Here is a 24415-nt window from a genome sequence, read left to right as displayed (position 1 = left end):
GTCATAATACTGCATTATCGCAACCATGTAAGGATGCCAATTCATGCGTATCGTAATCGTCGGTGGTGGAATCTCTGCCGTTTATTTAGCCAATTCCCTCCTTAACCAATCTCCTGCGTCTGAAGTTGTTATTGTCTCTGAAGAGGCACATCCTCCGTATGATCGTATTCATCTGTGCTCTTTAGTTGAGAACTCAAAGTGTGTCGATACGATTTCACTGGAGCTTCATCCGAATGTCCGTCTTGAATTACATCAAAAGATCACCGCGATTGATACCGTGTCAAAACATATTTTGAGTGAACATGCTTTGTACCACTATGACAAACTCATCATTGCTACCGGATCTCTCCCAAAAACGCTTTTTGATATTTCAGCTATTGAGAACGCTGCGACGTTTCGCAGTCTTCATGATTGCGAAACAATTGCGAAGGGGATTGTTGAGAAAAACGTAGTAATTGTAGGAGCCGGTCCGATTGCTTTGGAACTGCTTGATACCCTTATGCGCCATGATAGTGCTAAAACAATCAAGTTGCTGGTACGCGGGGAGTACCTCTATTCACCTTCTCTCTCTCAAGAGGGGCTATCGTTGATTCGTCATATTTTCGAGCAAGATCCCCGTATTCAAATCCGTTTCAACGATCAGATTGTAGATAAAGAGATGGAAGAAAATCGGATCACCAAAATTATCACGAAGCATGGAGAGATCACTAACCCATTTGTTATTTTCGGGGTTGGGATCGATCCGAATATTGGATTTGCCAGAGAGGCTCTTGAATGCGATAAGGGGATTTTGGTTGATAACACAATGCGTACGTCAAATCCTGATATCTATTGTGTCGGTGAAGCGGCACAGCTTCGTGATGGGGGATTTATCGCCGGACGGGTCAAGGAATGCACCTTGCAAGCCGATGTCGCGATTGGCAATCTACTTGGAAACGACACTTTAGAGTTTCGAGAAGCCGTTTCGATCGACGGGCTTAAAGTGGGGTCTTTTTTGTTTGCTGATGTCACAGCGACCGATTTTAGTCCAAAAGATACCGATAATGAAACGATTCTCATTTCGCATGAAAATCGGATCGATCAGTATATCGTCAATCATGATCGCTTGAAGCGGTTTATCGGGATCAATACCAATATCGATTTGCTGGCATTGAGACGGTTGATTGAAAATGGTGCAGCTATTGATGCGGCGTATCTTTATTCAAACCGTCTGATGTCTGAAAAAGGGCGATTGGTATGCAGTTGCGAAGGGGTACATGAACAAGAATTGATCGAACTGATTCGAGACAATGCGGTAACGTCATTTGCCGATTTGAAAGCATACTCCAAAGCAGGGCGTACGTGCGGGCGATGTAAGCAGGATGTATGTGCGATTATAGAGGCCACTTCGATCGACCCTGCAGAAGCGGCACGGCTAAAACAGGCGCGCGAATCCGCTGTACAAGAAGCCGAACTCTTTAAGGTGCGTGCTCGAATCGAAAAATACAATAGGCTTCACCCCAAAAATCAGTTCAGTTCGGAAAATTTTAAAGAAGCGATCGAATCGTTTGAGATGAGCCGCGAGTTTAACCGCTGGGTCTCAATGATAACCGCATCGATGCATCTGCATCCGAGTTTTGAAGAGACGGTCAAAGAGGGGGTGGCTCAGCTTAACAAGATACCGATTATTTGGCTCGAACTCGCCGACTGTACGGGAAATTCCGAAGGGTTTATCAAATCAGCCCATCCGAGCGTGGATGACCTGATCCTCAAATATATTTCCCTCGATTACCATGAACTGCTGATGGCGGCATCGGGAGATCAATCGGAGAAGGCATTGGATGCCATTATCGCTAACGATGCGGGAAAATATTTGCTTATCGTTGAGGGGGCAGTCCCTTTGGGACTGGACGGAAAGTTTTTACGGATCGGCCCTAAGGGGGAAACGGGTGCAGATTTGCTGCGCCGTGTCGCCAAAAATGCCGTAGCCGTGATGGCGGTGGGATCGTGTGCGTATGACGGCGGTGTCGTGGCGGCCCAGCCGAATCCGACCGGAGCAGTAGGGGTGAGCGAAGCGCTGGGACGAACTGACATCATCAACCTCCCAGGGTGCCCCGTCAATCCGATCAATATCGTGGGGACCCTGCTACACTACATTATGTTCGACGAATTTCCGAAACTGGACGCGAAAAACCGCCCTGAATGGGCGTACGGATTTCGGGTGCATGATAATTGCGAACGTCGCGGCCATTATGATATGGATGAATTTGTCCTTGAATGGGGAGATGAAGGGGCGAAAAAAGGGTGGTGTCTTTTTCAAATGGGGTGCAAAGGGCCGTATGCCGATCTCAACTGCTCGCTGGTGAAGTTTAACGAAGGGACCAGTTGGCCGGTACAGGCGGGACATGGATGTTTTGCGTGCGGTCAGGGTAAAATCGCGTTTGACAGCTACGCGAACCACCGAAAATTAGAGGAAAAACCGCATGAATAAGAAAATAGTCATTGATCCCATCACTCGTATCGAGGGGCATTTGCGCATCGAGGTGGAAATTGATGAAAATCATGTTATTCAAGAAGCCTGGGCATCGGGGCAGCTTTTTCGGGGAATTGAGACAATTCTAAAAGGGCGTGACCCGCGCGATGCGGGATTGATTGCTCAGCGAATCTGCGGAGTGTGTACGAATGTCCACTATCGTGCTTCGATCAGTGCCGTGGAAGATGCTTATGGCATTACGATTCCCCCTAATGCGGAGATCATTCGCAACCTGGTTACCCTCTCATTGTTTGTTCAAGACCATATCGTCCATTATTACCATCTCCATTCGCTCGATTTCGTGGATATTACAAGGGCATTAGAAGCGGATTGTACCCAAGCCGCACGGGAAGCTGAACAATGGAGCATTCACCCCTATCGTAATTCGGTAGGGCATTTGGAGAGTGTGCAAGAAAAGCTGAGCAGTTTCATCAAAGCGGGACGATTAGGGCTCTTTGCCAATGGCTATTGGGGGCACAGTGCGTATCGTTTGAGTCCTGAGCAAAACTTGGTGCATATGAACCATTATCTCGAAGCGTTAAATCTTCAACGCGAAATTTCCAAAGCGGTGGCAATATTTGCGGGGAAAACGCCTCATCCTCAAAATTTGGTGGTCGGAGGGGTGACAAGCGTTGCCGATATGCTTAACCCTCAACGATTAAATGATTTTCTTTTTATTATCAAAGAGGTTCGGGAGTTTATCGAGAGAGCATATATCCCGGATATGGCAATGGTAATTGAAGGATACCGAGAATCGATAGATGCAGGTGAAGGGCGCGCCAGCGGCAATTTTATGTGTTGCGGCGGATACCGTTTCAGTACGCAACAGCAGTTATTCGAGAGCGGTGTGGTTCGAGGACATGATTTTGAAACGGTTGAGCCGTTTGATGAATCGAAAATCACCGAAGAGGCATCCCGATCGTGGTATGAGAATGATGCTCCTCTCTCCCCGTATATAGGGGAGACAACCCCCTTTTATACCGATCTTAATGATGATGGAACTCTGAAATCCGAGGGGAAATACAGTTGGGTCAAAGCCCCTCGATATGATGGCGAGGTGATGGAAGTAGGGCCTTTGGCCCGGATGAGTATCGGGTATGCCAAGAAGTCTCCTATAATTTACCCCTATATGCAACGATTTATGGATAAAACAAGGATGAAACTGATCGATTTTTCCACTGCTATCGGACGAAATGCGGCACGTGCCATAGAGGCACAAATTTGTTGCGATTATCTTTTTGATACGATGAGTGATTTGATCGAAAATATTAAATATTACGATGAAACAACATGGACAAAGTATATTTTTGAAGATCTTCCAAAAGAGGGGAGAGGCAGAGGGCTATTTGAAGTGCCTCGCGGAGTATTGGGACATTTCATCCGTATAGAAGATGCAAAAATAGCAAATTATCAAGCTGTTGTTCCGACAACATGGAATGCTTCACCCAAAGATGCCAAAAATGTACGAGGAGCGTATGAGGAGGCATTAATAGGAATCACTCTTTCTGATCCTACATCACCGCTTGAAGTGCTACGAGTCATTCATTCCTTTGATCCGTGTTTGGCGTGTGCGGTGCATGTGATCGATGCTAAAGGGCGAGAATTAGGAAAGTATAAGATGCATACGACGTGTAAAATTTGACAATGGTTATTAATCGACATAAAAATTGTATGAACGGATATTAAAACTAATTATAATACGCTCGGTTAATATACAAGAAGCCTAGTATAATAGTTGCACTAAATCACAAAATAGTCACAAAACTTTAATAAGGGATAGTAATGGCGGGAGAGTACATTCTACAAGAGAGTGATTTTTTGGTTTCACAAACAGATGAAAAGGGAAAGATCCTTTTCGCAAATGAAGATTTTTGTAAAGTTGCCGGTTACACCATCAATGAGTTGATCGGTAAACCGCACAGTATCGTTCGCCATCCTGATATGCCTAAAGCAGCCTTCAAAGATTTATGGGATACCGTACAAAGCGGTAAGATTTGGACTGGCTATGTTAAAAATGCGACGAAAGACGGCGGATTTTATTGGGTTTATGCAACGGTCTACCCCAATATTGCATGTGAGAGTGGGAAATGCGGATTTTTGTCATGTCGCCGAAAGCCATCCCGTGAAGAGATTGCCGAAGCAGAGCAACTCTACAAGACGATGAGATAAGGGGGCATGATGAATAATACGACAAAAATAATAATTTTGATTCTAGTGGCATTGGCTGGTGCTCTAATCGGCATACTAACGCAGAGTGTAGGTGCATCGGTTGGGGTATTAATTGTTATGGTATTGGTATCGATAGGGTTGGTATCAAGCACGCCGGCAGGGGAAACTGAGATCAACAAGCAGTTGGACTTGTTTTTGCAATTGATGCAGTTTAAGCGAAATCGCTTACCCCTTTTGGAGGCAACTCCAGAAAGTATGGAAGGGAAACTTAATACCTTAGTAAAAGCATACCAGGATATGTTATTGCAAGATACCTTGGTCGCAGGAGAGATGGTACTGCTTGCCGATAAAGTTCGAACAGGCCATTATAAGTGCCGAGTAGACAGTGATTCAAAAACTCCGCATGTTCATTTGCTCCGTAAAACAATGAACAATATGCTGGATCAAACGGAAGCCAATCTCGATAATGCCATTCATGTGTTAGAAGCGTTGAGTGAGGGAAAATTTGCAACCCGCGCCGATATCAAGGTTGAGGGGAAGATGGGGCTAATGCTTGAAAAGATTAATGATCTTGGATTAGCCCTTCAGTCACTTGAGCATCAAAATAATGAAGCCAAAGAGGTGTTGGATAACAATACAAAACACCTTAAATCGACTATAGAGGAACTCCGTTCTACCAAATTTGTAGAACTAAATAGGATGATTAACTCTACGGTTGAGCGGATTCAAAGTGTTGCCGGTAAAGAGCATGAACTTTCCGGGAATCTTCAAGCCCTTGTCGGTAATGCCCAAGAGACCAAAGCCATTTTGGTGACTATCGGGGATATTGCTGATCAAACGAATCTTCTGGCACTCAATGCAGCGATCGAAGCGGCACGTGCCGGTGAACACGGTCGCGGATTTGCCGTTGTTGCCGATGAGGTACGCAAGCTGGCCGAACGGACACAGAAAAGCCTTGCTGAGATCTCTGCAACCATTAATATTCTTATCCAAGCAATTAATGATAACAGTGAATCGCTCAATAAAAATATGGATGAAATGATGGATTTAACCCAATATGTGGGAACCGTCGATCAAAAAATGGATGACTTACTCTTATCTATGGATGCAATGAGTTAAGCTCTTCGGGAGTAATCCCGAAGGACTTTAAGAGTATTGCCGCTCCGTGTGTGTCCCCGCTCTCCATCTTCAAAACCGTTGCATAAATCCTTCCTAAAACACCGGTATGGGTAATTAGCGCATCTTCTATGACGTTATCAGGATGGAGTGTTTCAATAATATTTTGAATCGGAACATTCATTATCCCCTCCAGTAAAGAGAGCAAAGCGATCAGTCTGACATGTTCCATGAGCTTTTCATTGGGGGATGGGGTTGTTTTTTGCAGCAAGGAGAGCATCATATTGATCCGTTCTTGGGCAAATACGGCATGGGGATTTTTTTCATCCATTGCCTTGGTCCCTGATTTGGAATAGATAATCAATAACAGCCACTGCATTAATGCATTGGTTCCGAATCGCTCTATTATCTCGCGTACCGAAAGGACTCCATGCAGATGTTCCGGATAGACGGAGTGCAAAAATTGAATGAGTTGGAGTGAAAGGATATCCTGGTGCTTAAAAGAGTCGCACACTTCATCGATCGGAGCATCGTGCTGTAGCAGTGAAAAAAGTCTCATGACATCCATGTATTGCGGATCAATCCTTCGTTGCGTGATAAGATGTGCTTTCGCAAAATAAAATCCTTGAAAAAACTCAAATCCAATCTCTTCATATGCTTCTGCCATTTCATGAAATTCTATTTTTTGGGCGATTAGCTTCATCTGACCATAGGGATTGGGATAGAGATTGAATTGTTCTATGTCGGTTTGAGTAACGTCAAATTTGGCGTATTCGATATAGGGGAAAAGGATTCCAAAATGTTCAAGATAATCCGGATGGAAAGAGGCATTGTCCAGGGCAAACCGGTAGCCTTGAGCATGAAAATAGCGTATGGATTCATAAATACGGGTGTTTACCTTCATCGTTTCGGAGAGTTCAAAAATAAATTTTTCTTTTGGAAGGGTACGGAGGATGTCAGTTAACAACAATGGCCCATCGGTATTGATAAATGCGATTAAATCCCCGAAAGCCGATGTCGAACCGAGTTGATTGAGAAGATTGACCAAAACCGAAGCGGTTGCTTGTCTCGGGTCATCAATGCTGCACTGACCATTCGCATCACGGTAAAAAAATTCATATCCGATAATATGCTCAGTACGATCCATGATCGGTTGACGAGCGAGGGTAAGCGTATTGTGCATATATGTGACTTTGTGTTTTAATAGTTTAAGTGTAGCGTAATTTGAGTATTATTTCAAAATAAAATAATTAAAGAGAATGCAATGAATAATGAACCTAAAACGATCTTTTTTAAAGATTATCTACCCAGTGATTATACCATTAAGAGCTGTACCCTCGAATTTATTATAGAAAACAGTTCAACACGTGTCGATAATGTGATGGAGATAACCCGCTCAAATCCCGATGCCAAAGAGTTACGACTCGATGGAGAGCTTCTCGATTTAGAACTGTTATGGGTTGATGATATCGTGTGGGATGAGGGGATGTATGTTAAAACAGACGATGCGTTGATACTCCCCTTAGATCAAGACAGTGCACGAATACGGGTTATAAATCGGATTTATCCGGATGAAAATACAGCATTAGAGGGGCTTTATCGCTCCGGTGGTATTTGGTGCACCCAAAACGAACCGGAAGGGTTTCGCCGTATCACCTATTTTATTGATCGCCCCGATGTCATGACCCGCTTTACCACCAAAATTATTGCCGATAAAGCAACGTGCCCGGTATTGCTCAGTAACGGTAATCTTCGCGGAACGGCTACGTTGGAAAACGGAAAGCATATTGCTGTGTGGGATGATCCGTTTCCAAAACCGTGTTATCTCTTTGCTTTGGTAGCAGGTGATTTAGGAAGCATACACGATACCTATACGACGGTCAGCGGCAAAAAAGTCGATTTGGCTATCTATTGCGATATCGGAAATGAAGAGAAGTGCCACCATGCGATGCGGTCACTGAAAAAGTCGATGGAATGGGATGAGCAAACGTACGGGAGAGAGTACGATCTGGAAGTGTACAATATTGTCGCGGTGGACAGTTTTAATATGGGGGCGATGGAGAATAAAGGGCTCAATATCTTTAACTCCCACTATGTTCTGGCCGATGAGCAAAGTGCAACAGACGGTGATTTCATGGGAATCGAGAGTGTTATCGCCCATGAGTATTTTCATAACTGGACGGGCAATCGTATTACCTGCCGAAATTGGTTTGAACTCACCTTGAAAGAGGGATTGACGGTTTTTAGAGATCAGTGCTTCAGTGCCGATATGAACTCAGAACTCACCCAGCGCATTGATGATGTCAGAGCACTTCGGGAGCGTCAATTCGTCGAAGATGCAGGGCCGACAGCCCACCCGATAAAGCCGGATCATTATATAGAGATCAATAATTTTTACACAGCAACCGTCTACGAAAAAGGGGCTGAGGTAATTCGGATGATGCATACCCTATTGGGGCGTGAAAAATTTCGTTCCGCAATGGATTATTATTTTGAGAAATTTGATGGACAAGCGGTTGGGACGGAAGAGTTCTTAGAATCAATGCAATCTCAGAGTCCGATTGATCTGACACAGTTTAAACGATGGTACTCTCAGGAACGTACACCGACGCTGGAAGTCTCTACGCACTATGATGCAAGCAAAGATCAATTGCGGATGAAGATTGTCCAAAAAATACCTAAAAATAGTGCAAATCAAGAGCAATTACCTTACGCTATGCCTTTGAAAATTGCCCTTTTAGCGCAAGACGGATCGGAATATCCATTAGAAACATCGGATATCACCCTTTTGCATAATGATATTTTATGGATTGACCAAGAGGTGAGTGACATTGTATTTGAATCGATTAAATCAGCTCCCCGTTTATCACTCAATCGTCATTTCAGTGCCCCGATACAGATTGAATGCACTGAGATAGATTATCCGTTTTTAATGGCATATGAGAGGGATGGATACGTCCGATACGAGGCGTCTCAGCGTTTTGGTATGGAGACCCTTGAAGCGATGATGGAGGGGGAAGAACCCTCCTCTCAATTTATTGAAAGTTTCGGAGTAATTATCCGTGACCTCTCACTGGACAAAATGGTTAAAGCACAGTTATTGGAGCTTCCGAGTGTTGGAGCTTTGATGCAGCGTCAAGAAGAGATCGATGTTGTAAAAATTATTTCGGCGATTGAGAGACTCAAACAGAGACTTGCTATGGCGTATCGGGATGAATGTATCTCTCAAGTTGAAGTTCTGTATGACCCCTCAAATTGTTCGATTGATGCGGAAAGCATGGGAAAACGGGCTTTAAAAAATCGTTTATTGGCACTTCTGATGAGTTTGGAAGAGGAGAATATCGGACAACTGTGTAAACAATATTACGACTCATCGCTCTCCATGAGCGATCGGCTTAGTGCCCTTGAACTGCTTGAGAATTATGCTCCGACACTAGCCTCGGAAGCGTTACAAGATTTTTATACACGTCATAGGGATGAGCCGTTATTGATGAATAAATACTTTGCGATTTGTGCTTCATCCCGTCGATCAGGGACATTAGAGAGAGTACGTCTTCTTCAGGAAGACCCTGTATTTGACATGAAGGTCCCCAATCTTGTCCGTGCATTGATTGGAAGTTTTGCCCGAAATCCTGCTGCCTTTTATGATGTGTCAGGGGCGGGGTATCGATTCGTTGCAGATAAGATTATCGAACTGGATGTTATTAATCCTCAAATCGCTTCAGGACTCGCAGGTGCTTTTAAAAATTACGGAAAACTCTCGCCCAATGCTAAAAGAATGATGCAAACGGAATTGGAAAAAATCAAAAATCATCCAAATTTATCCAATAATGTGTATGAGATAATTGCAAAGATTTTACAGGTCAATCAGGGGTGAGAAAAAAAGTAACATTGGTCGCTTTTACAAATAATTTAGTCTGATATACAAGGGTTATTTTAAGGATGTGATATAATTGTGATGTAATGGTATTATAATCATCCTTTATGGAATTAATTTTTAAGGAGAAGCAATGGCAAGAGTAGTCGTTCTCGGTGGCGGTGTCGCCGGACATACCGCTGCGACGTTCGCAGCAGATTGGCTCGGAAAAGATCACGAGGTAGTGGTTGTTACCCCTAACTCAAAATGGAACTGGATCCCCTCAAATATTTGGGTCGGTGTCGGTCAAATGTCCAAAGAAGAGGTTACTTTCGACCTTGCTCCTGTATATGCAAAAGCCGGCATTACATACAAACAAGCCAAAGCGGTAAGTCTTAACCCTGAAGGGGATGTAAACGGCGATAAATCGTTTGTCACTATCGAATACACCGGTCAAGGTAAAGCGGGACAAAGTGAAAACGTAACATACGATTACCTTATCAATGCAACCGGGCCTAAACTTAATTTCGCTGCAACTCCTGGTCTTGGTGATGCTAACGGTTTGGGTGAGTTTACCGTTTCCGTTTGTACAGCAGATCACGCAGATCATGCATCGCATGAACTGGCTAAATGCATCGAAAAAATGAAAAAAGGTGAACACCAAAAATTCCTTATCGGGACAGGTCACGGTATGTGTACCTGTCAAGGTGCGGCGTTTGAGTACATTTTCAATATCGAGCACGAACTTCGTAAAGCGGGCGTTCGCGATATGGCTGAAATCAAATGGATCTCTAATGAGTCATTCCTAGGCGATTTCGGTATGGGCGGATTACACATGAAAGTGGGCGGTTATGTCGTCAGTTCACGTATCTTTACCGAATCTCTTTTTGCGGAACGCGGAGTAGACTATATTACCGGTGCACATGTCAATAAAGTAGAAAAAGGGAAAGTTTCTTACGAGCTTTTGGATGGTTCAATGGGTGAAGAGACATTTGACTTTTCAATGTTGATTCCACCGTTTGCCGGTGTAGGTCTTAAAGCGTATAATAAAGCCGGTGAAGACATTACGGATACCGTATTTGCACCAAACGGCTTTATGAAAGTCGATGCAGACTACACTCCTAAACCGTATCAAGAATGGAAAGCATCGGATTGGCCTCGTACATACCAAAATCCGACGTTTAAAAATCTTTTTGCAGCAGGAATCGCTTTTGCACCTCCGCACATTATCTCTAAACCGATGAAATCGCCAAACGGCACAATGATTAATCCAACGCCTCCACGTACCGGTATGCCAAGTGGTATCATCGGAAAAGCGGTTGCTCACAGCGTTTGTGACTTAATCAAAAAAGGGCCAAGTGCTCATTTGCATGAGGCTTCTATGGCGGAAATGGGTGCGGCGTGTGTTGCTTCAGCCGGTAAAGGTTGGTTAGACGGTCAAGCTGCGGCTATGACGGTATATCCTGTCGTTCCTGACTTTGATAAGTATCCTGGAACGGGTCGTGATACCGACTATACGTTTGGTGAGATTGGTTTAGCCGGGCACTGGATTAAGCATATCCTACATCATCTATTTATCTACAAAGCCAAGCTCAACCCGGGCTGGACAATGATTCCAGAATAAGAAAGAGGAGAAATAATATGGCAGTAAAACCGGAAGAATTTAATTTCGCTAAAAACGATAAATTCAATAACGCAATGATTCCAGGGAAATTTGCTCGTGCTATGCGCACATGCAAAATTTGGCAGTTTATCCGTTTTGTGATCATCAACATCAAAATGATCATTGTAGTGGGCAAAAGTCACTAAAAACTTTTTGTATGACGGTCTATGACCGTCATATTCTTCCTTTTAATTTTTTCCTCAAAGTTTAATCATGATTAAAAATCTTCTAAAATACCCTGATCCGATGGTGCGCCACATCTCTGCTAATGTCCGTTTCTTTAATGACGAATTAGTGCAGTGGATAACCGATATGACCGATACCATGAAAGAGCATAACCTTGACGCTCTGAGTGCGATCTTGATCGGAATCCAATACAGTGTGATCGTTATGAAAGAAGGGGATACCTACACTCCCTATATTAATGCCCGCCTCATAAAACATGCCGGGATGAGTACGAAAACCGAGCGGAGTATCTATTATGAGGGGATCAGCGCCGATGTTGATCGCTACGAAACGGTGACCGTGATTTATGAAGATGAGCATGGAAATCCTCACCATCGAGATTTGGAAGGGGAGAGAGCCAGAGTATTTCAACAGCAGCTCGATTATTGCTTCGGAAGTACTTTTGTCGATCGTGTCGACAAAGAGATGAAGCAGCGCATTCATGATTATCTCGAATTCGGACTGGTGAAAGATGGCGGCGGAAGCTGTCCTGTTATTTTTTATCGTGACTATTTTAGACGCGGAGCAAGATATGTGATGGGATTGATAGTAGCGACATTTGCTGTACCGTTTTTTGCTTCAGAATCCGTGCGCGCATTGGTCTATTCGATCGATAAATATGCCTTAATTCTGGTTCCGTTACTCATGATAGGGTATTTTTTATATGCGCAGTACGAATCGCGTAAATACAAACAGTGTACCAGCTGTCAAACCGGTAATATCATTGGGACTACGGCTATTTTGGGAGGGCAATTTCTGATTGTCTGTGCCGGTGTTTTCGGTTGGGTAGCACCTTGACATGAGCGAATACGATTTTAGCCCGTTATCCAGAGGACAAGAGGTACTCGTAGCCTCGAAAGATTCGATTCTTCATGAGTGGGTAGAAGCAGAATTGTGCGAAGAGATTTTAAAGCGTCATGAGATTGATACCGAAGTATTTGTTGAACAATACGCGGGGAGTGTGTTTGATTATTTCATGGGGGTTGTATCGGGGTATGTAACATTGGGCGAGTGCCCTGTTATCGGTGACCTGATTGATTATTTGAAAGATAAAGAGTTACGTGCTGATGAGCTTTTTGTCCTCTGTACCCATTTTAAACGCTCTGTTATTAATGCTACGTATCGTCTGGGAATTAATAATCCAGAGATATTTGCGGCTATCAGCTATCTTTTTGACCGTAATTTCGCCGGGGTATTGAAACTTTATACCGATACCATTTATCAAAAAGAGCAAGAAGCGATTAATGCAGGAAAAGCAAAAGAGTATTTTCTCTCTAATATGTCGCATGAAATACGAACTCCTCTGAACGCCATTTTAGGATTTGTTGCTTTGTTAAAAGACGAAGCCATCAATCCGCGTCACCAAAACTATCTTGACATCATTGCTAACAGCGGTGAAAATCTGCTTCATATTATCAATGATATCTTGGACTTTTCAAAATTGCGCAGCGGTGAATTTACGATTGATCCTCAGCCTTTTAATATCCATGACGAGATATCGCATACGATGGAGCTGTTTGTTCCGAGTGCCAATTCAAAAAGCATTACCCTCACCAGTTTTATCGATCCCTCCATCCCCTATGAAATTGTGACCGATGCGTTGCGTATCAAGCAAATCGTAGGGAATTTTTTGAGCAATGCAATTAAGTTTAGTCATCCTGATGGAGCCATTCATGTTGAAGCGCGATGGGTTGAGGGTGTGTTAATTATTTCCGTATGCGACAGCGGGATTGGAATCGCAGAGGCCGATTTGGAACGGATATTTGATGCTTTTTCTCAAGCGCATGAGGGAAATCATAAAATAAACGAGGGGAGCGGTCTGGGACTTTCCATTTGCAAGCAGTTGGCCGAGCATATGAACGGAAGTATTGAGCTCTCATCAACCATGGGCGGAGGCAGCACCTTTACTCTTAAAATCCCGGTGGAAGCGAATGAAGAGTGTGTCTTTTCAAAATTTGATACCTCTATTTTTCAGAATATTGCTTTTGGATTGCTTGCATACGATGAAAAAGAGAGCTATAAATTGGAGTCTTTACATCGATATTGGGATTATTTTGATTTAAATATCCGACAGATTGAGAGAGTTGAAGAAGATTGTGATTTGATTATCTTTTTAGAAAGTTCAATTGATGACGCTAGCCGAGAGATGATTATTCGACGAAAAATTCCTTCGGTTGCTATCATGGATTTTTTAGATGACCGGTATGACACGACTCCGAATGTTATTTCATTGACGTTCCCGATTTATTGTACAAAACTTCAGCGGGCATTGAGTGATGTTTTGGGAATGCGTGAAGAGGCTACTTCTTCGATAGAATCTTCCTATAATCAACAGCGCGGCTTTGAGGGTGCTATTTTGGTTGCCGAGGATAATCCGGCCAACCAAGAGCTTATTAAAATGATTTTAGAGCGTTATGGACTTTCGTGTACTATAGCGAGTGATGGATTAGAAGCTCTGGCGTATTATAAATCAGTACCTTTTGATTTGGTCTTTATGGATGAACAAATGCCTCGATTAAACGGTAATGGTGCGACAGCTGCAATACGTTCTTATGAGCAAGAGCACGGTATTTTTACCCCTATTATTGCGCTAACCGCCAATGTGATCAAAGGGTCACGCGAACGGGCTATTCAAAACGGTTATGACGCTTTTTTGGGAAAGCCTATTATTCTAAAAGAGATTGAGCAACTGTTTGAACGCTATTTGGAATCAACCGTGATTTTACGACCTCAAGTGCAAACCTATGCCTTTCCTTATTCTAATATTGATATGGAACATTTAAAAGGGGCATTGATGTTGGATACCGCTCAGGTGGAAAAACTGTTGGAGATGTATAAATCGAAAATGGAACACTCTTTGGATGAGTTAAAATCAGCGGTAGAGCAAAATGATTATGAAGTGATTCAACGTATTGCCCATTCCATTAAGGGATCGAGTGCAAATTTTCGGTTTGAGGAGCTTTTTCGACTTGCATCTTTGATTGAAGAATCGGCAACACAACGCGATGCAGAGTTTGATTTTGAGGATGCATTTACCGTCATGAGAAGCGAATTTTTGCACAAATTCGCTTAGGCTGTATGTGAGGAATTACTCTTCGAGATAGTAGCCGACACCGGAAGCATTTTTGATCACATCGGTTGGAAGTTTGTTTCGTAATCTCCATACTAAGGTGCGGACACTGTTATCGGTCGCCCCTTTCGTTTCCCAAACGTAATTGATTGCCTGTTCGAAATCGACAACACTCCCCAGTTGGGCGACCAGAAGACGGATAAAGGCATTCTCTTTTTTAGTGAGTTTTATTTTTTGGTTTTGGTAGTAGGTTTCACTTAGTCCGATGTCGTGACGGTATCCATCGCCGAATTCAACAATGGGTTTGTCGGAGAGTTTTTTTGCGTAAACCAGTTTTTCGAGATGTTCCCGATCCGATTTCAGCTCATCAATATTGTTATTTCGCTTTTTCTCTTCTTTAAAACGGTACAAAGCCATTTGAATCGTCGTATGGAGATTGATAGGATCGAAGGGCTTGACAATATAACCATAAGGCTCGGTTTTCTTTGCTTTTGCGAGAATATCATTGTCCGAATGGGCGGTTAGATAGATAAAGGGGAGAACACCTTTCTCTCGAATGTATTGAGCGAGTTCTATTCCATCGCTGCTTTTTTGCAAGCCAATATCGATCAGAGCGATATCCGGATTATAAATTTTGATTTTGTTTCGGGCTGTGATGGCATTATCGGCAAGTGAGATGACTTCGTATCCTTGCTTTTCTAAAGACATTTTCAAATTCATTGCAGTCACTTCATCGTCTTCTACCACTAATACCTTGATAACGGCCATAAAAATCCTCTTCTTCCGATGATATTGTGATTATTTTATCACATCGGAGTTTAAAAACAATAAATTGACGATAAATCCATACTATTTCTACGCCTCTATTTCTCTTCGTAACAGAAGAATTTTAGGGGATATTCAAACCAACAGTGTATAATCGCGGTAAATAGACCATGCAATGGATATACTAAATGCTTGATTTTGACAAATTTACCAAATATTCCAAGCCGGGACCTCGGTATACGAGCTACCCGACAGCACTTGAATTTAGTGATGCATTTACGTATGATGCATATCTTGAAAAACTTCATGCACAAGATTCGTCGCGTCCTTTATCCCTTTATTTCCACTTGCCGTTTTGCAAAAATGCCTGTTACTTTTGCGGTTGTAACGTGGTATTTACCTCGAAAGAAGATAAAAAAGAGCGTTATATCGATTATTTGACACGTGAGCTACAAATTTTAAGTACACACATTGATGTCAATCGTCCTGTGATTCAGCTCCATTTCGGAGGCGGTACCCCTACTTTTTTCGATAACGAGCAACTTTACCGGATTATCAATACCATCAAAAGTCATTTTAAGAATTTTGTACAAGGTGCCGAAATCAGTTGTGAGATCGATCCGCGTCACATTAACGATGCGCAGATGAAAGTGATGAGTGATGCCGGGTTTAATCGGGTCAGTTTTGGAATACAGGATTTTGATGAGAAGGTGCAAATCGCCGTTCATCGTGTACAACCGTACGATATTACCAAAGCGGCGATGGATTTGGCGCGCAAATACAACATGGTGAGTGTCAATGTTGATCTTATCTATGGGTTGCCGTATCAGAGCCTTGAGACGTTTAAAAAGACGTTGGAACAATCAATCTCATTAAATCCGGACCGTTTTGCCGTGTTTAACTATGCCCATGTACCGTGGCTTAAAAAAACGATGCGTAAAATTGATGAAACCACATTGCCTCATCCTGCCGAAAAACTTGCCATTATGCGTTACACGGTCGATTACATGTCGGCACAAGGGTACCGGATGATCGGGATGGACCATTTCGCCAAACCTGAGGATGAATTGTTTAAGGCGATCGACAAAGGGGAGTTGCACCGTAACTTCCAAGGGTATACCACCAAGGGGGGTGCTGATTTGATCGGTATCGGGTTGACCTCTATCGGTGAGGGAGCGGACTATTACGCACAAAACTTCAAAGAGATGGAACGTTACGAGGCAGCTATCGATGCGGGCAAATTACCGTACGAACGGGGTGTGGCGCTAAATGAGGATGATCGTATCCGTCAATACGTCATTATGGAACTGATGTCTAATTTCAAACTCGATATTCCACGGTTTGAACGGTTATACGGAGTGAAATTTAACGACTATTTTAGCGATGCGATAGATGCTTTGAAACCGTTCGAAGCCGATGATTTGTTAACCATTACGCCGACTTCTATTGAGTGTTCACCGACGGGGACATTGCTTATCCGAAATATTGCAATGCCGTTTGATGCCTATATGAAACGTCATGCCGCGAGCGATAAAGCGTTTAGTAAGACGGTGTAACGATGGGAGAAATGTTTAATTTTAGCGAAACGTCTGATGCCTGTATCAAATGCGGAAAATGTATCCCTGTCTGTACGATCCACAATGTCAATGCCGATGAAGTCACCTCGCCGCGTGGATTTATTGATTTATTAGGTGCTTATCAACGAGGGCAGCTGGAACTCGATTATAATGCTAAAGCGATTTTTGAGAGCTGTTTTTTATGTACCAACTGTGTCGATGTGTGTCCCAAGGCTCTTCCGACCGATATGATTATCGAACAGGTACGTGCGGATATTGCCGATAAATACGGGATAGCATGGTTTAAGCGAGCCTTTTTCTATCTATTGCGCCATCGCAGTACGATGGATATCCTCTTTAAACTTGGATACGTTTTTCAGACCTGCGGATTCAAGATCAAAGCAGAAATTAATTCGATGCAGCCGAGATTTAATCTTCCGATCATCAAAAAAGATCGACTGTTGCCGTCGATGGGGAAAACCTCTTTTATGAACAGCCATCCTGAAAATATTTCTAATGGCGGGAAACGTCGTGTCGCTATTTTCATCGGGTGTTTGGCAAACTACAACTATACCGAAATAGGAAAAGGGCTTTTGGAAATTTTGGAAGCGTTACATATCGATGCCTTTATCCCCAAAAAGCAGCTCTGCTGCGGAGCACCCGCCTACTTTACGGGTGATTTCGCTACAGTTGATCATAATGCTAAAAAGAACATCGTTTACTTTGAGAGCTTTATGGATGAGGTCGAAGCGATTATTATCCCGGAAGCGACGTGCAGCGCGATGATAAAAGTCGATTATGAACACTTTTTTCATGATCAGCCTGAATGGTTGGAACGTGCCAAAAAACTCAAAAATAAAATATTTATGGCAACAGAGTGGCTGGAGCAGAAAACCGAGTTGAGTGCCTTATTGGCATCCAAAGGGCGAAGTGATATTGTCGTCACCTATCACGATCCGTGCCATGCCCGTAAAATGCAAGGGATTTATAAAGAACCGCGAACATTGGTCGGACAAAACTATACGATCACCGAGATGAGCGACCCGAATGCCTGCTGTGGATTTGGCGGGGTGACGATGCAGACGGAAAATTTCCATTTTGCTCAAGCTGCCGGAAAACCTAAAGCGGCCATGATTGCTAAAACAGGAGCGCAAGTGGTAACCGCCGAATGCAGTGCATGCCGAATGCAGATTAATAATTCCATGAACGAGGCGAATGTGGATGTTGTCTTTAAAAATCCGATCGAATTGATTGCTGAGGCATTGAGACAATGACTACGATGGAAGTTGAGTCGTTTTTAGAAACGTTCCAAACCCTCGTTATGGCTTCCATAACTCCTGATGGGGAACCGTATGCCAGTACTGCCCCTTATGTTCGTGTGGATAACGATTTTTATATCCTTATCAGTACGGTAGCCCAGCACGGGCGTAATTTGCTGATTAATCCTAAGATATCATTGCTCTTTGTCGAAGATGAGTCTCAATGCGTGCAACCATTTGCCCGTAAACGGGTGACGATTGAAGCAATTGCATCGGAGATTAGTCGTGAAGATGAACACTTTACACGTGTAATCGAACGCTTTAAAGCCCATTTTGATATCGAATTGGTGAATTCACTTTCTAATATGGGAGATTTTCATCTTTTTAAACTCTCTCCTAAAAGTGGCAGTGTGGTGATGGGATTCGGGAAAGCGTACCGTTTGGATCACGCTTTAGAGGTGGTGACACAGATCATGGGTCAACATCAAAGAGGTCATGGGAATGGATAAACTTCTTATCGTATGGAGCAGTGGCGAAATCGAAGTCGCTAAAAAACTGGTATTACTTTATGGTAGTGTCATATTAGAGCGTGGGTATTGGGATGAAGCTCATCTGATGGTGTGGGGCCCTTCGGCGAAGCTTTTGGCTGAAAATGCCGAACTTCAGACAATGGTCGCTAAAGTGATTGAATCAGGTGTAAAAGCCTCCGTGTGTGTCGTATGCAGTGACGATTACGGAGTGACCGAACAGCTTCGTTCTTTAGGGATTGAGCCGACCCATACGGGAGAGTTTTTGACGCAGGCACTTAAAAATGACTGGAAAGTGGTGACGTTTTAGTCTATAGTTGGCTATAATCGTTATAACTTAAAGTAAAAAGGGAAGAGTAATGACAAGAGCTTTTATAGAACCGATCATTCTCAAACCTGAAAACGAAAAATATATTCGCGAAGCTTTTTTAAAAAAAAATCAAAAACGTGTAGAAGAATTTAACAAGAACCAAACAAAAAATCGAACAAAAAGATTAGCAGGTAATAAGCTAAGTCTTAGTGACCTTTTATAGGCATTGAATATGAAATGTCATATTCCAGATTGTCCTGATACTGTTTATGAAAATGATTTATGTATTTTTCACTGTCCAAAAGATGATTGGTTTGACATTAAAGAGGACAACAAAGATTGGTCGAAATCTGAATTAAAAGTTGATAAATTTTGGGAACTGCTAAAGCAGAAAAATGTACCAAATTTCCCTAATTTATCAAAATATATATTTCCAAAATTTATTGAACAAAATTACTTCAGTTCTTATCAATCTAAAATTTTTACTACTATTTCTTTTAACAATGCTGTTTTTCTTGATACAGCAATTTTCGATTCATGTAAGTTTACTAGCAGGGCTGATTTCGATAATGCAAAATTTATTGGACAAGTGAAATTTTATAATTGTTCATTTAGTGATATAGAAGCTTATAATGTCCTTTTAACAAACGATTTAGAAATGATAAATGTTGATTTTGAAGGAAAAACTTTTTTTAAGGTAGTTCTCTCAAATAAAATTTCTATGAACATGCTTAACATAAAAATAGCAAAAAATTTTACTTTTGAAATTAATAATTTTTGGCCTAGAAAATTAAAACACTTTGGTTATAAAGAGCATTTGCCCAAAGGGAAAACATTTATTAAATCATTTGATTTTAATGGGGAAATGAGTGATAAAATTTTCTGTAAATTTTTGTTTGCTAATTCTCTAATTGATCAAGTTGTAATAAATAATCATAATAGTGGCTTGTTCGTCTTTGAGCAATGTAAAATTCAAAATTATTTTGGAATAAATCATTTGATGAATTTTGGAAAAGTTGTTTTCGCAAATATCAATGCAGTAAATTGTGAAATAATATCGATTGAATCATCGGTTTTAGGTGATACATTTTTTGAAAATGTAAAATGGGGTGACAGACCTAATTTTCAATGTGATAGAGATACATTTCGACAGATAAAAAATGTTTATGATAAACAAGCTAATTACATTGAAGCAAATCAATTTTATGCTCGTGAAATGCAATCGTATTCCAAAGAGCTTAAATATAAAAAGAATAAAAATTGGCACGAAAGGGCAGAATATTTTTTATTTTTAGTTGGAAAAGGTGTTTCTAATCACGGTCAAAATTGGTTATTGGCTCTGGGTTGGATTTTGTTTTTTAGCTTATTTATGTTTTGTTGGCATCAAGGATATAAACTCAATATAGATGTACTAACAAATTATGCTAATTATTCTTTTAATAGTCACGAATTTTGGAATGATTTAGCTAAGTTTGCAAATCCTTTTAGGCTTGATTTGAAATGTGATGACAAAGCATATATTACGTTACTTCATAAGATGATTTCTGGCTTTTTAATCTACCATTTCATCATCGCTTTGCGTAGAAATACGAAACGATAGCAGAGGAAGATGTATGCAAGATGATACCTTTGAACACTTAATTACTCAGATCACTACCGTCCACACTACTATTCAAACCGAAGCGATTCGAAGCATTAGCAAAAGTTTAACGATCCGTAATTGGTTGATCGGATATTACATCGTCGAATATGAGCAAAATGGTTCGGATAGAGCCAATTATGGGGATAAGATCATTCAGAATTTGGTCACTAAGCTTAGTCATATCAAAGGGATGTCTCGAAGTAATTTGAAGTCTTTTCGACTTTTTTATATAACATATCCTCAGATAAGCCAGTCAGTGCCTGACCAATTCAGTTTAGATTACACAAAAAGCCAGTCAGTGACTGGCCAATCTACAATACATCAAATAGATATTTTTAAGCTTCTTAATTCTTGTACTTTTACACATTTTGTTGAACTAATCAAAATTGATGATTCTTTAAAAAGATTATTTTATGAAGTAGAAACAATTAAAGGGAATTGGAGTGTTCGAGAACTCCAGCGACAAGTAAATAGTCAAACCTATGAACGTATTGGATTATCGCACGATAAAAAAGAGCTGATTGCATCGATCACGTTTACAGCCGAAAAACTACTGCCCGAACAGATTATCAAAGACCCCTATATCTTGGAATTTACTGGGTTGGAGACCAAAGCGAAATACAGTGAAAACGATTTAGAGACGGCATTGTTAAACCATTTACAAGATTTTTTACTAGAACTTGGAAATGGGTTTTGTTTCGAAGCACGTCAAAAGCGTATTTCGATAGATAACGAGCACGACCGAATCGATCTGGTTTTTTACCATCGAGTGCTAAAATGTCATATATTGGTTGATTTGAAAATCAGAGAGTTTTCTCATGCTGATGTCGGGCAGATGAATTTTTATCTCAATTACTACAAAAACGAAATTATTGCAGAAAGCGATAATCTACCTATTGGTTTAATACTGTGTACGACGAAAAATCATACCAAAGTAGAGTATGCTACAGCAGGGCTTAGTAATCAGCTTTTTGTTTCTAAATACAAAATTAATCTCCCTTCTTTGGAATCGATAGAGGAATTTATTGAAGATGAATTAAGTGAACTTCAAAAAGATATTAAAGGAATTGAACAATAATGGAATACTGGAATCATATCTACGAACATTTTAATCCCGTAGCTTTCAACATCTTCTCTATACCTGTTCATTGGTATGGACTCATGTACGTTCTTGCCCTTTTATCAGCGCTTATGATTGCCAAATGGATCGTGAAAAAAGACGCTATAGCAATCACAAAAGAACAATTGGATGATTATTTTATCTACGCAGAGATAGGTGTTATCCTTGGAGCACGTTTAGGATATGTCCTTTTCTATGATACCCACACAATGTATTATCTCACCAATCCGTGGCAGATTTTCAACCCGTTTATTGACGGGCAGTTTGTCGGAATTCGGGGGATGAGTTTTCACGGGGCGATACTTGGATTTTTGATTGGATCGTATCTTTATAATCGTCGTCACGGAATACCGTTCGGGCGGTTGATGGATTTGGTAGCGGTATCGGTGCCGCTTGGGTATGTATTTGGACGGATCGGTAATTTCCTTAACCAAGAGCTCGTAGGACGCGCCACCGATGTTCCGTGGGGGATATATGTCTATGACACTCTGCGTCACCCTTCACAGTTGTATGAAGCGTTTGTCGAAGGGATTGTGGTGTTTGCGATCATTTATCTTTACCGCAAGCGTAAAGCATTTGAGGGTGAATTGATTTTATTGTATGGGGTAGCGTACGGATTATGTCGTGCTATTGTCGAATTTTACCGTGCTCCCGATGCGCAAATCGGCTATATCATCGGTCAATGGATGACCCTTGGAATGGCGCTTAGTTTAGGAATGGCAGCCGTTTCGGCAACAGTTTGGGTTTATTTTCGCTCACGGAACACAATACAAAAATTGTGAGTTCCCTCTTCGTAACGATAGGTAAGGGTATAGCGGTGCAAATCGCATACGGATTGGGAAATATAGAGGCCTAGTCCAAGCCCTCCGGTGCTTTGTTCGGTTACAAAGGCTTCCAACGCCTCTTCGATCGGACGTTTGAGAGGTTCGCCTTGATTACGGATACAAATTCCCTCTTCGGTGCATTCAATCTCTATCGGTATCTTGGTCGCATGTCGGTGAGCATTATCGATGAGGTTTTGCAAAGCGCTGGTAAAGAGGGCTTCATCTGCATCAATTGTCCTGACGCATCCGCGCACCCTAACGGCATCATCCGAAAGTAAAAGATTTCTAAGTGCCGTATCGATCATCTTCTCCAGTTGTACCGCGTGTTTTTCCAAGGTAAAGGCGTGCATTTTTTCGATTTCCGCCATCTGAGTGATCAGATTCTCCATCCGTGAAAAGAGTTTTCCCAGAAGGGTGATATTGGGGCTGGGCTCTTCGAGTTCGACAATAAGCTTCCCTTTGGTGATCGGTGTTTTGAGTTCGTGCATCATATTGCGTAAAAAAAGTTCCCGTGAAGCTTTGAGTTTGGATTGTTTTTCGAGGGCTGCTTGAAATTCATTCGAGATAAGGGCGATTTCATCTTTTCCATCATTTTGGATTTTGATGTTATTTTCCCCTTCGCCGTAACGGCGGATCTCTTCAACAAGGGTTTTAAGAGGACGAAGATTTTTCCAAAGAAGGATATACATACTGACCAGTCCACCCAACAAGGCAAAAAATAAAAACCATACAAAATAGTAACTTTTTCCCTCTACGGTATCACGATAATACATCGTGCAATGCTCGCCGGAAAGTTCATACATAAATCCCTGATTGTCTTTATAGATCGTAACGCGAACATGACGGGAGTGGAGTTTGGATTGCAAAGGGAGTGGAAGATTGATCGCTTCACATTGGGGAGATTTTCCCTCTATTATTTTGAATCCTGCCGCTTCCAGCTCTGTATTTTGTTCCATGCAGCTTTTGGCTTTGTTTTCTTCGACAATTTGTGACAGTTCCATGGAACGATGGACGAGGAGATGAAATTTTTGCCGTTCTTGTTCATGCAATGCAGAAAAAAAGAGCAATACGAGTATTATTGAAGCGAGAAAAAAGAAGAAATGGAGCTTGAAAAAAACGGAGTGACGACGCGCAATCATAAAGTAAATTGGTAACCCATACCGCGAATCGAGCGAATAAGGGTAGGGTGCTTGGGATTGGATTCAACTTTTTGGCGGATTCGGCTGATAAGAACATCAATGCTCCGCTCTGAGCTTTCCCATCCGATGGATTCGACATTATTGGCGATAAAATCACGAGATATAATCTGCCGACGATGTTTTATTAGTAGTGCTAACAACTCAAATTCGGCACGAGTCAGAGGGAGCAGTTCCCCTTCTTTGTAAATACCGGTTTCATCGACACGAAACATTTCACTGCTCACTTGAATGGTTTTACCGTTAATACGGCGTAAGAGACTTTGGATTCGGGCGACGAGTTCACGCGGCTCATAGGGCTTTGGGAGGTAGTCATCGGCACCGAGTTCGAGTGCGATCACTTTGTCTCCCAAATCACTCCGAGCCGAGGAGATAATGATAGGAATATCGCTGCGATTTCGCAGCTCTTTGCATACATCCAAACCGTCCATATCGGGAAGGGTGAGATCAAGCAAGACGAGATCATATGATTCGATTCCCAAAGAGGCCAATGCCGCTTTGGGATGAGCGTATGCAATAACCTCCATTTGATAACGACCGAGATATTGCCCGAGCAGATCGGAAATTTCAAGATCATCTTCAATGAGGAGGATTTTAATCATAAC

Annotated in this window: 21 protein-coding genes; 17 read left to right on the top strand and 4 right to left on the bottom strand. The window is 41.9% G+C overall.

Annotated features, from left to right (window positions below):
• The first annotated feature begins 43 nt into the window (after window positions 1-43).
• The 4 genes from WC407_RS08090 (at window position 44) to WC407_RS08075 (ending at window position 5800) form a co-directional block, all read left to right on the top strand.
• On the top strand, window positions 44-2470 hold the full coding sequence (locus WC407_RS08090) for a hydrogenase small subunit (RefSeq protein WP_373022106.1): 2427 nt from the start codon (window positions 44-46) through the stop codon (window positions 2468-2470).
• Window positions 2463-4154 (top strand): nickel-dependent hydrogenase large subunit, encoded by a 1692-nt coding sequence (locus WC407_RS08085; protein ID WP_373022105.1) that lies wholly within the window; start codon window positions 2463-2465, stop codon window positions 4152-4154. Before WC407_RS08090 ends, WC407_RS08085 begins: the two co-directional genes overlap by 8 nt.
• 140 nt (window positions 4155-4294) lie before the next feature.
• Window positions 4295-4681, top strand: a complete 387-nt coding sequence (locus tag WC407_RS08080) for a PAS domain-containing protein (RefSeq protein WP_373022104.1) — start codon at window positions 4295-4297, stop codon at window positions 4679-4681.
• A 6-nt stretch (window positions 4682-4687) separates the two neighbouring features.
• A complete protein-coding gene (locus WC407_RS08075) occupies window positions 4688-5800 on the top strand; it encodes a methyl-accepting chemotaxis protein (protein WP_373022103.1) in 1113 nt (370 codons plus the stop codon).
• Here the strand turns inward: WC407_RS08075 and WC407_RS08070 are convergent.
• Window positions 5781-6980: an EAL and HDOD domain-containing protein gene (locus tag WC407_RS08070; RefSeq protein ID WP_373022102.1), complete on the bottom strand. Its 1200-nt coding sequence runs from the start codon at window positions 6978-6980 to the stop codon at window positions 5781-5783. The genes WC407_RS08075 and WC407_RS08070 overlap by 20 nt on opposite strands.
• Window positions 6981-7061: 81 nt before the next feature.
• Between WC407_RS08070 and pepN the strand changes: the two genes are divergently transcribed.
• The 5 genes from pepN (at window position 7062) to WC407_RS08045 (ending at window position 14614) form a co-directional block, all read left to right on the top strand.
• Entirely contained in the window at window positions 7062-9674 is a 2613-nt protein-coding gene (pepN, locus tag WC407_RS08065) for an aminopeptidase N (RefSeq protein ID WP_373022101.1), read from the top strand.
• A 133-nt stretch (window positions 9675-9807) separates the two neighbouring features.
• Entirely contained in the window at window positions 9808-11277 is a 1470-nt protein-coding gene (locus tag WC407_RS08060) for an NAD(P)/FAD-dependent oxidoreductase (protein ID WP_373022100.1), read from the top strand.
• A gap of 17 nt (window positions 11278-11294) precedes the next feature.
• Window positions 11295-11462: a hypothetical protein gene (locus WC407_RS08055; RefSeq protein ID WP_373022099.1), complete on the top strand. Its 168-nt coding sequence runs from the start codon at window positions 11295-11297 to the stop codon at window positions 11460-11462.
• A 67-nt stretch (window positions 11463-11529) separates the two neighbouring features.
• A complete protein-coding gene (locus WC407_RS08050; RefSeq protein WP_373022098.1) occupies window positions 11530-12339 on the top strand; it encodes a peptide deformylase in 810 nt (269 codons plus the stop codon).
• A gap of 1 nt (window position 12340) precedes the next feature.
• The gene (locus tag WC407_RS08045; RefSeq protein WP_373022097.1) at window positions 12341-14614 is read left to right on the top strand and encodes an ATP-binding protein; all 2274 of its coding nucleotides are present in this window, start codon (window positions 12341-12343) and stop codon (window positions 14612-14614) included.
• A gap of 15 nt (window positions 14615-14629) precedes the next feature.
• Here the strand turns inward: WC407_RS08045 and WC407_RS08040 are convergent, their stop codons facing one another.
• Window positions 14630-15379 carry a response regulator gene (locus WC407_RS08040; protein ID WP_373022096.1) on the bottom strand — a complete coding sequence of 250 codons (750 nt, stop codon included), beginning with the start codon at window positions 15377-15379 and terminating at the stop codon, window positions 14630-14632.
• 185 nt (window positions 15380-15564) lie between these two features.
• Here WC407_RS08040 and hemN point away from each other — a divergent pair, with 185 nt between their 5' ends.
• Genes hemN through lgt form a run of 8 tightly spaced genes read left to right on the top strand, consistent with a single transcriptional unit; the run spans window position 15565 to window position 22572 of the window.
• A complete protein-coding gene (gene hemN, locus WC407_RS08035; RefSeq protein ID WP_373022095.1) occupies window positions 15565-16932 on the top strand; it encodes an oxygen-independent coproporphyrinogen III oxidase in 1368 nt (455 codons plus the stop codon).
• Between the two features lie 11 nt (window positions 16933-16943).
• Window positions 16944-18206 carry a (Fe-S)-binding protein gene (locus WC407_RS08030; protein ID WP_373022532.1) on the top strand — a complete coding sequence of 421 codons (1263 nt, stop codon included), beginning with the start codon at window positions 16944-16946 and terminating at the stop codon, window positions 18204-18206.
• Window positions 18203-18700 (top strand): HugZ family protein, encoded by a 498-nt coding sequence (locus WC407_RS08025; RefSeq protein ID WP_373022094.1) that lies wholly within the window; start codon window positions 18203-18205, stop codon window positions 18698-18700. Before WC407_RS08030 ends, WC407_RS08025 begins: the two co-directional genes overlap by 4 nt.
• Window positions 18693-19028 (top strand): DsrE family protein, encoded by a 336-nt coding sequence (locus WC407_RS08020; protein ID WP_373022093.1) that lies wholly within the window; start codon window positions 18693-18695, stop codon window positions 19026-19028. The genes WC407_RS08025 and WC407_RS08020 overlap by 8 nt, the downstream gene beginning before the upstream one ends.
• Before the next feature lie 49 nt (window positions 19029-19077).
• Complete coding sequence (locus tag WC407_RS08015; protein ID WP_373022092.1) at window positions 19078-19251, top strand: hypothetical protein; 174 nt, start codon at window positions 19078-19080, stop codon at window positions 19249-19251.
• Window positions 19252-19260: 9 nt separating this feature from the next.
• Entirely contained in the window at window positions 19261-20628 is a 1368-nt protein-coding gene (locus WC407_RS08010; protein WP_373022091.1) for a pentapeptide repeat-containing protein, read from the top strand.
• Between the two features lie 13 nt (window positions 20629-20641).
• Entirely contained in the window at window positions 20642-21748 is a 1107-nt protein-coding gene (locus WC407_RS08005; RefSeq protein WP_373022090.1) for a YhcG family protein, read from the top strand.
• Window positions 21748-22572: a prolipoprotein diacylglyceryl transferase gene (lgt, locus tag WC407_RS08000; RefSeq protein ID WP_373022089.1), complete on the top strand. Its 825-nt coding sequence runs from the start codon at window positions 21748-21750 to the stop codon at window positions 22570-22572. The genes WC407_RS08005 and lgt overlap by 1 nt, the downstream gene beginning before the upstream one ends.
• Here the strand turns inward: lgt and WC407_RS07995 are convergent.
• Window positions 22536-23753 carry an ArsS family sensor histidine kinase gene (locus tag WC407_RS07995; protein ID WP_373022088.1) on the bottom strand — a complete coding sequence of 406 codons (1218 nt, stop codon included), beginning with the start codon at window positions 23751-23753 and terminating at the stop codon, window positions 22536-22538. The two genes, lgt and WC407_RS07995, sit on opposite strands and share 37 nt — an antisense overlap.
• Window positions 23750-24412 carry a response regulator transcription factor gene (locus WC407_RS07990; protein WP_373022087.1) on the bottom strand — a complete coding sequence of 221 codons (663 nt, stop codon included), beginning with the start codon at window positions 24410-24412 and terminating at the stop codon, window positions 23750-23752. The genes WC407_RS07995 and WC407_RS07990 overlap by 4 nt, the downstream gene beginning before the upstream one ends.
• Window positions 24413-24415: the final 3 nt, after the last annotated feature.

Origin of the sequence: Sulfuricurvum sp., assembly GCF_041651515.1 — a bacterium.
In the GTDB taxonomy this organism is placed as follows: Bacteria; Campylobacterota; Campylobacteria; order Campylobacterales; family Sulfurimonadaceae; genus Sulfuricurvum.
The sequence above is the reverse complement of the archived record's forward strand: the minus strand, read 5'-3'. Positions and strand labels throughout refer to the sequence as shown.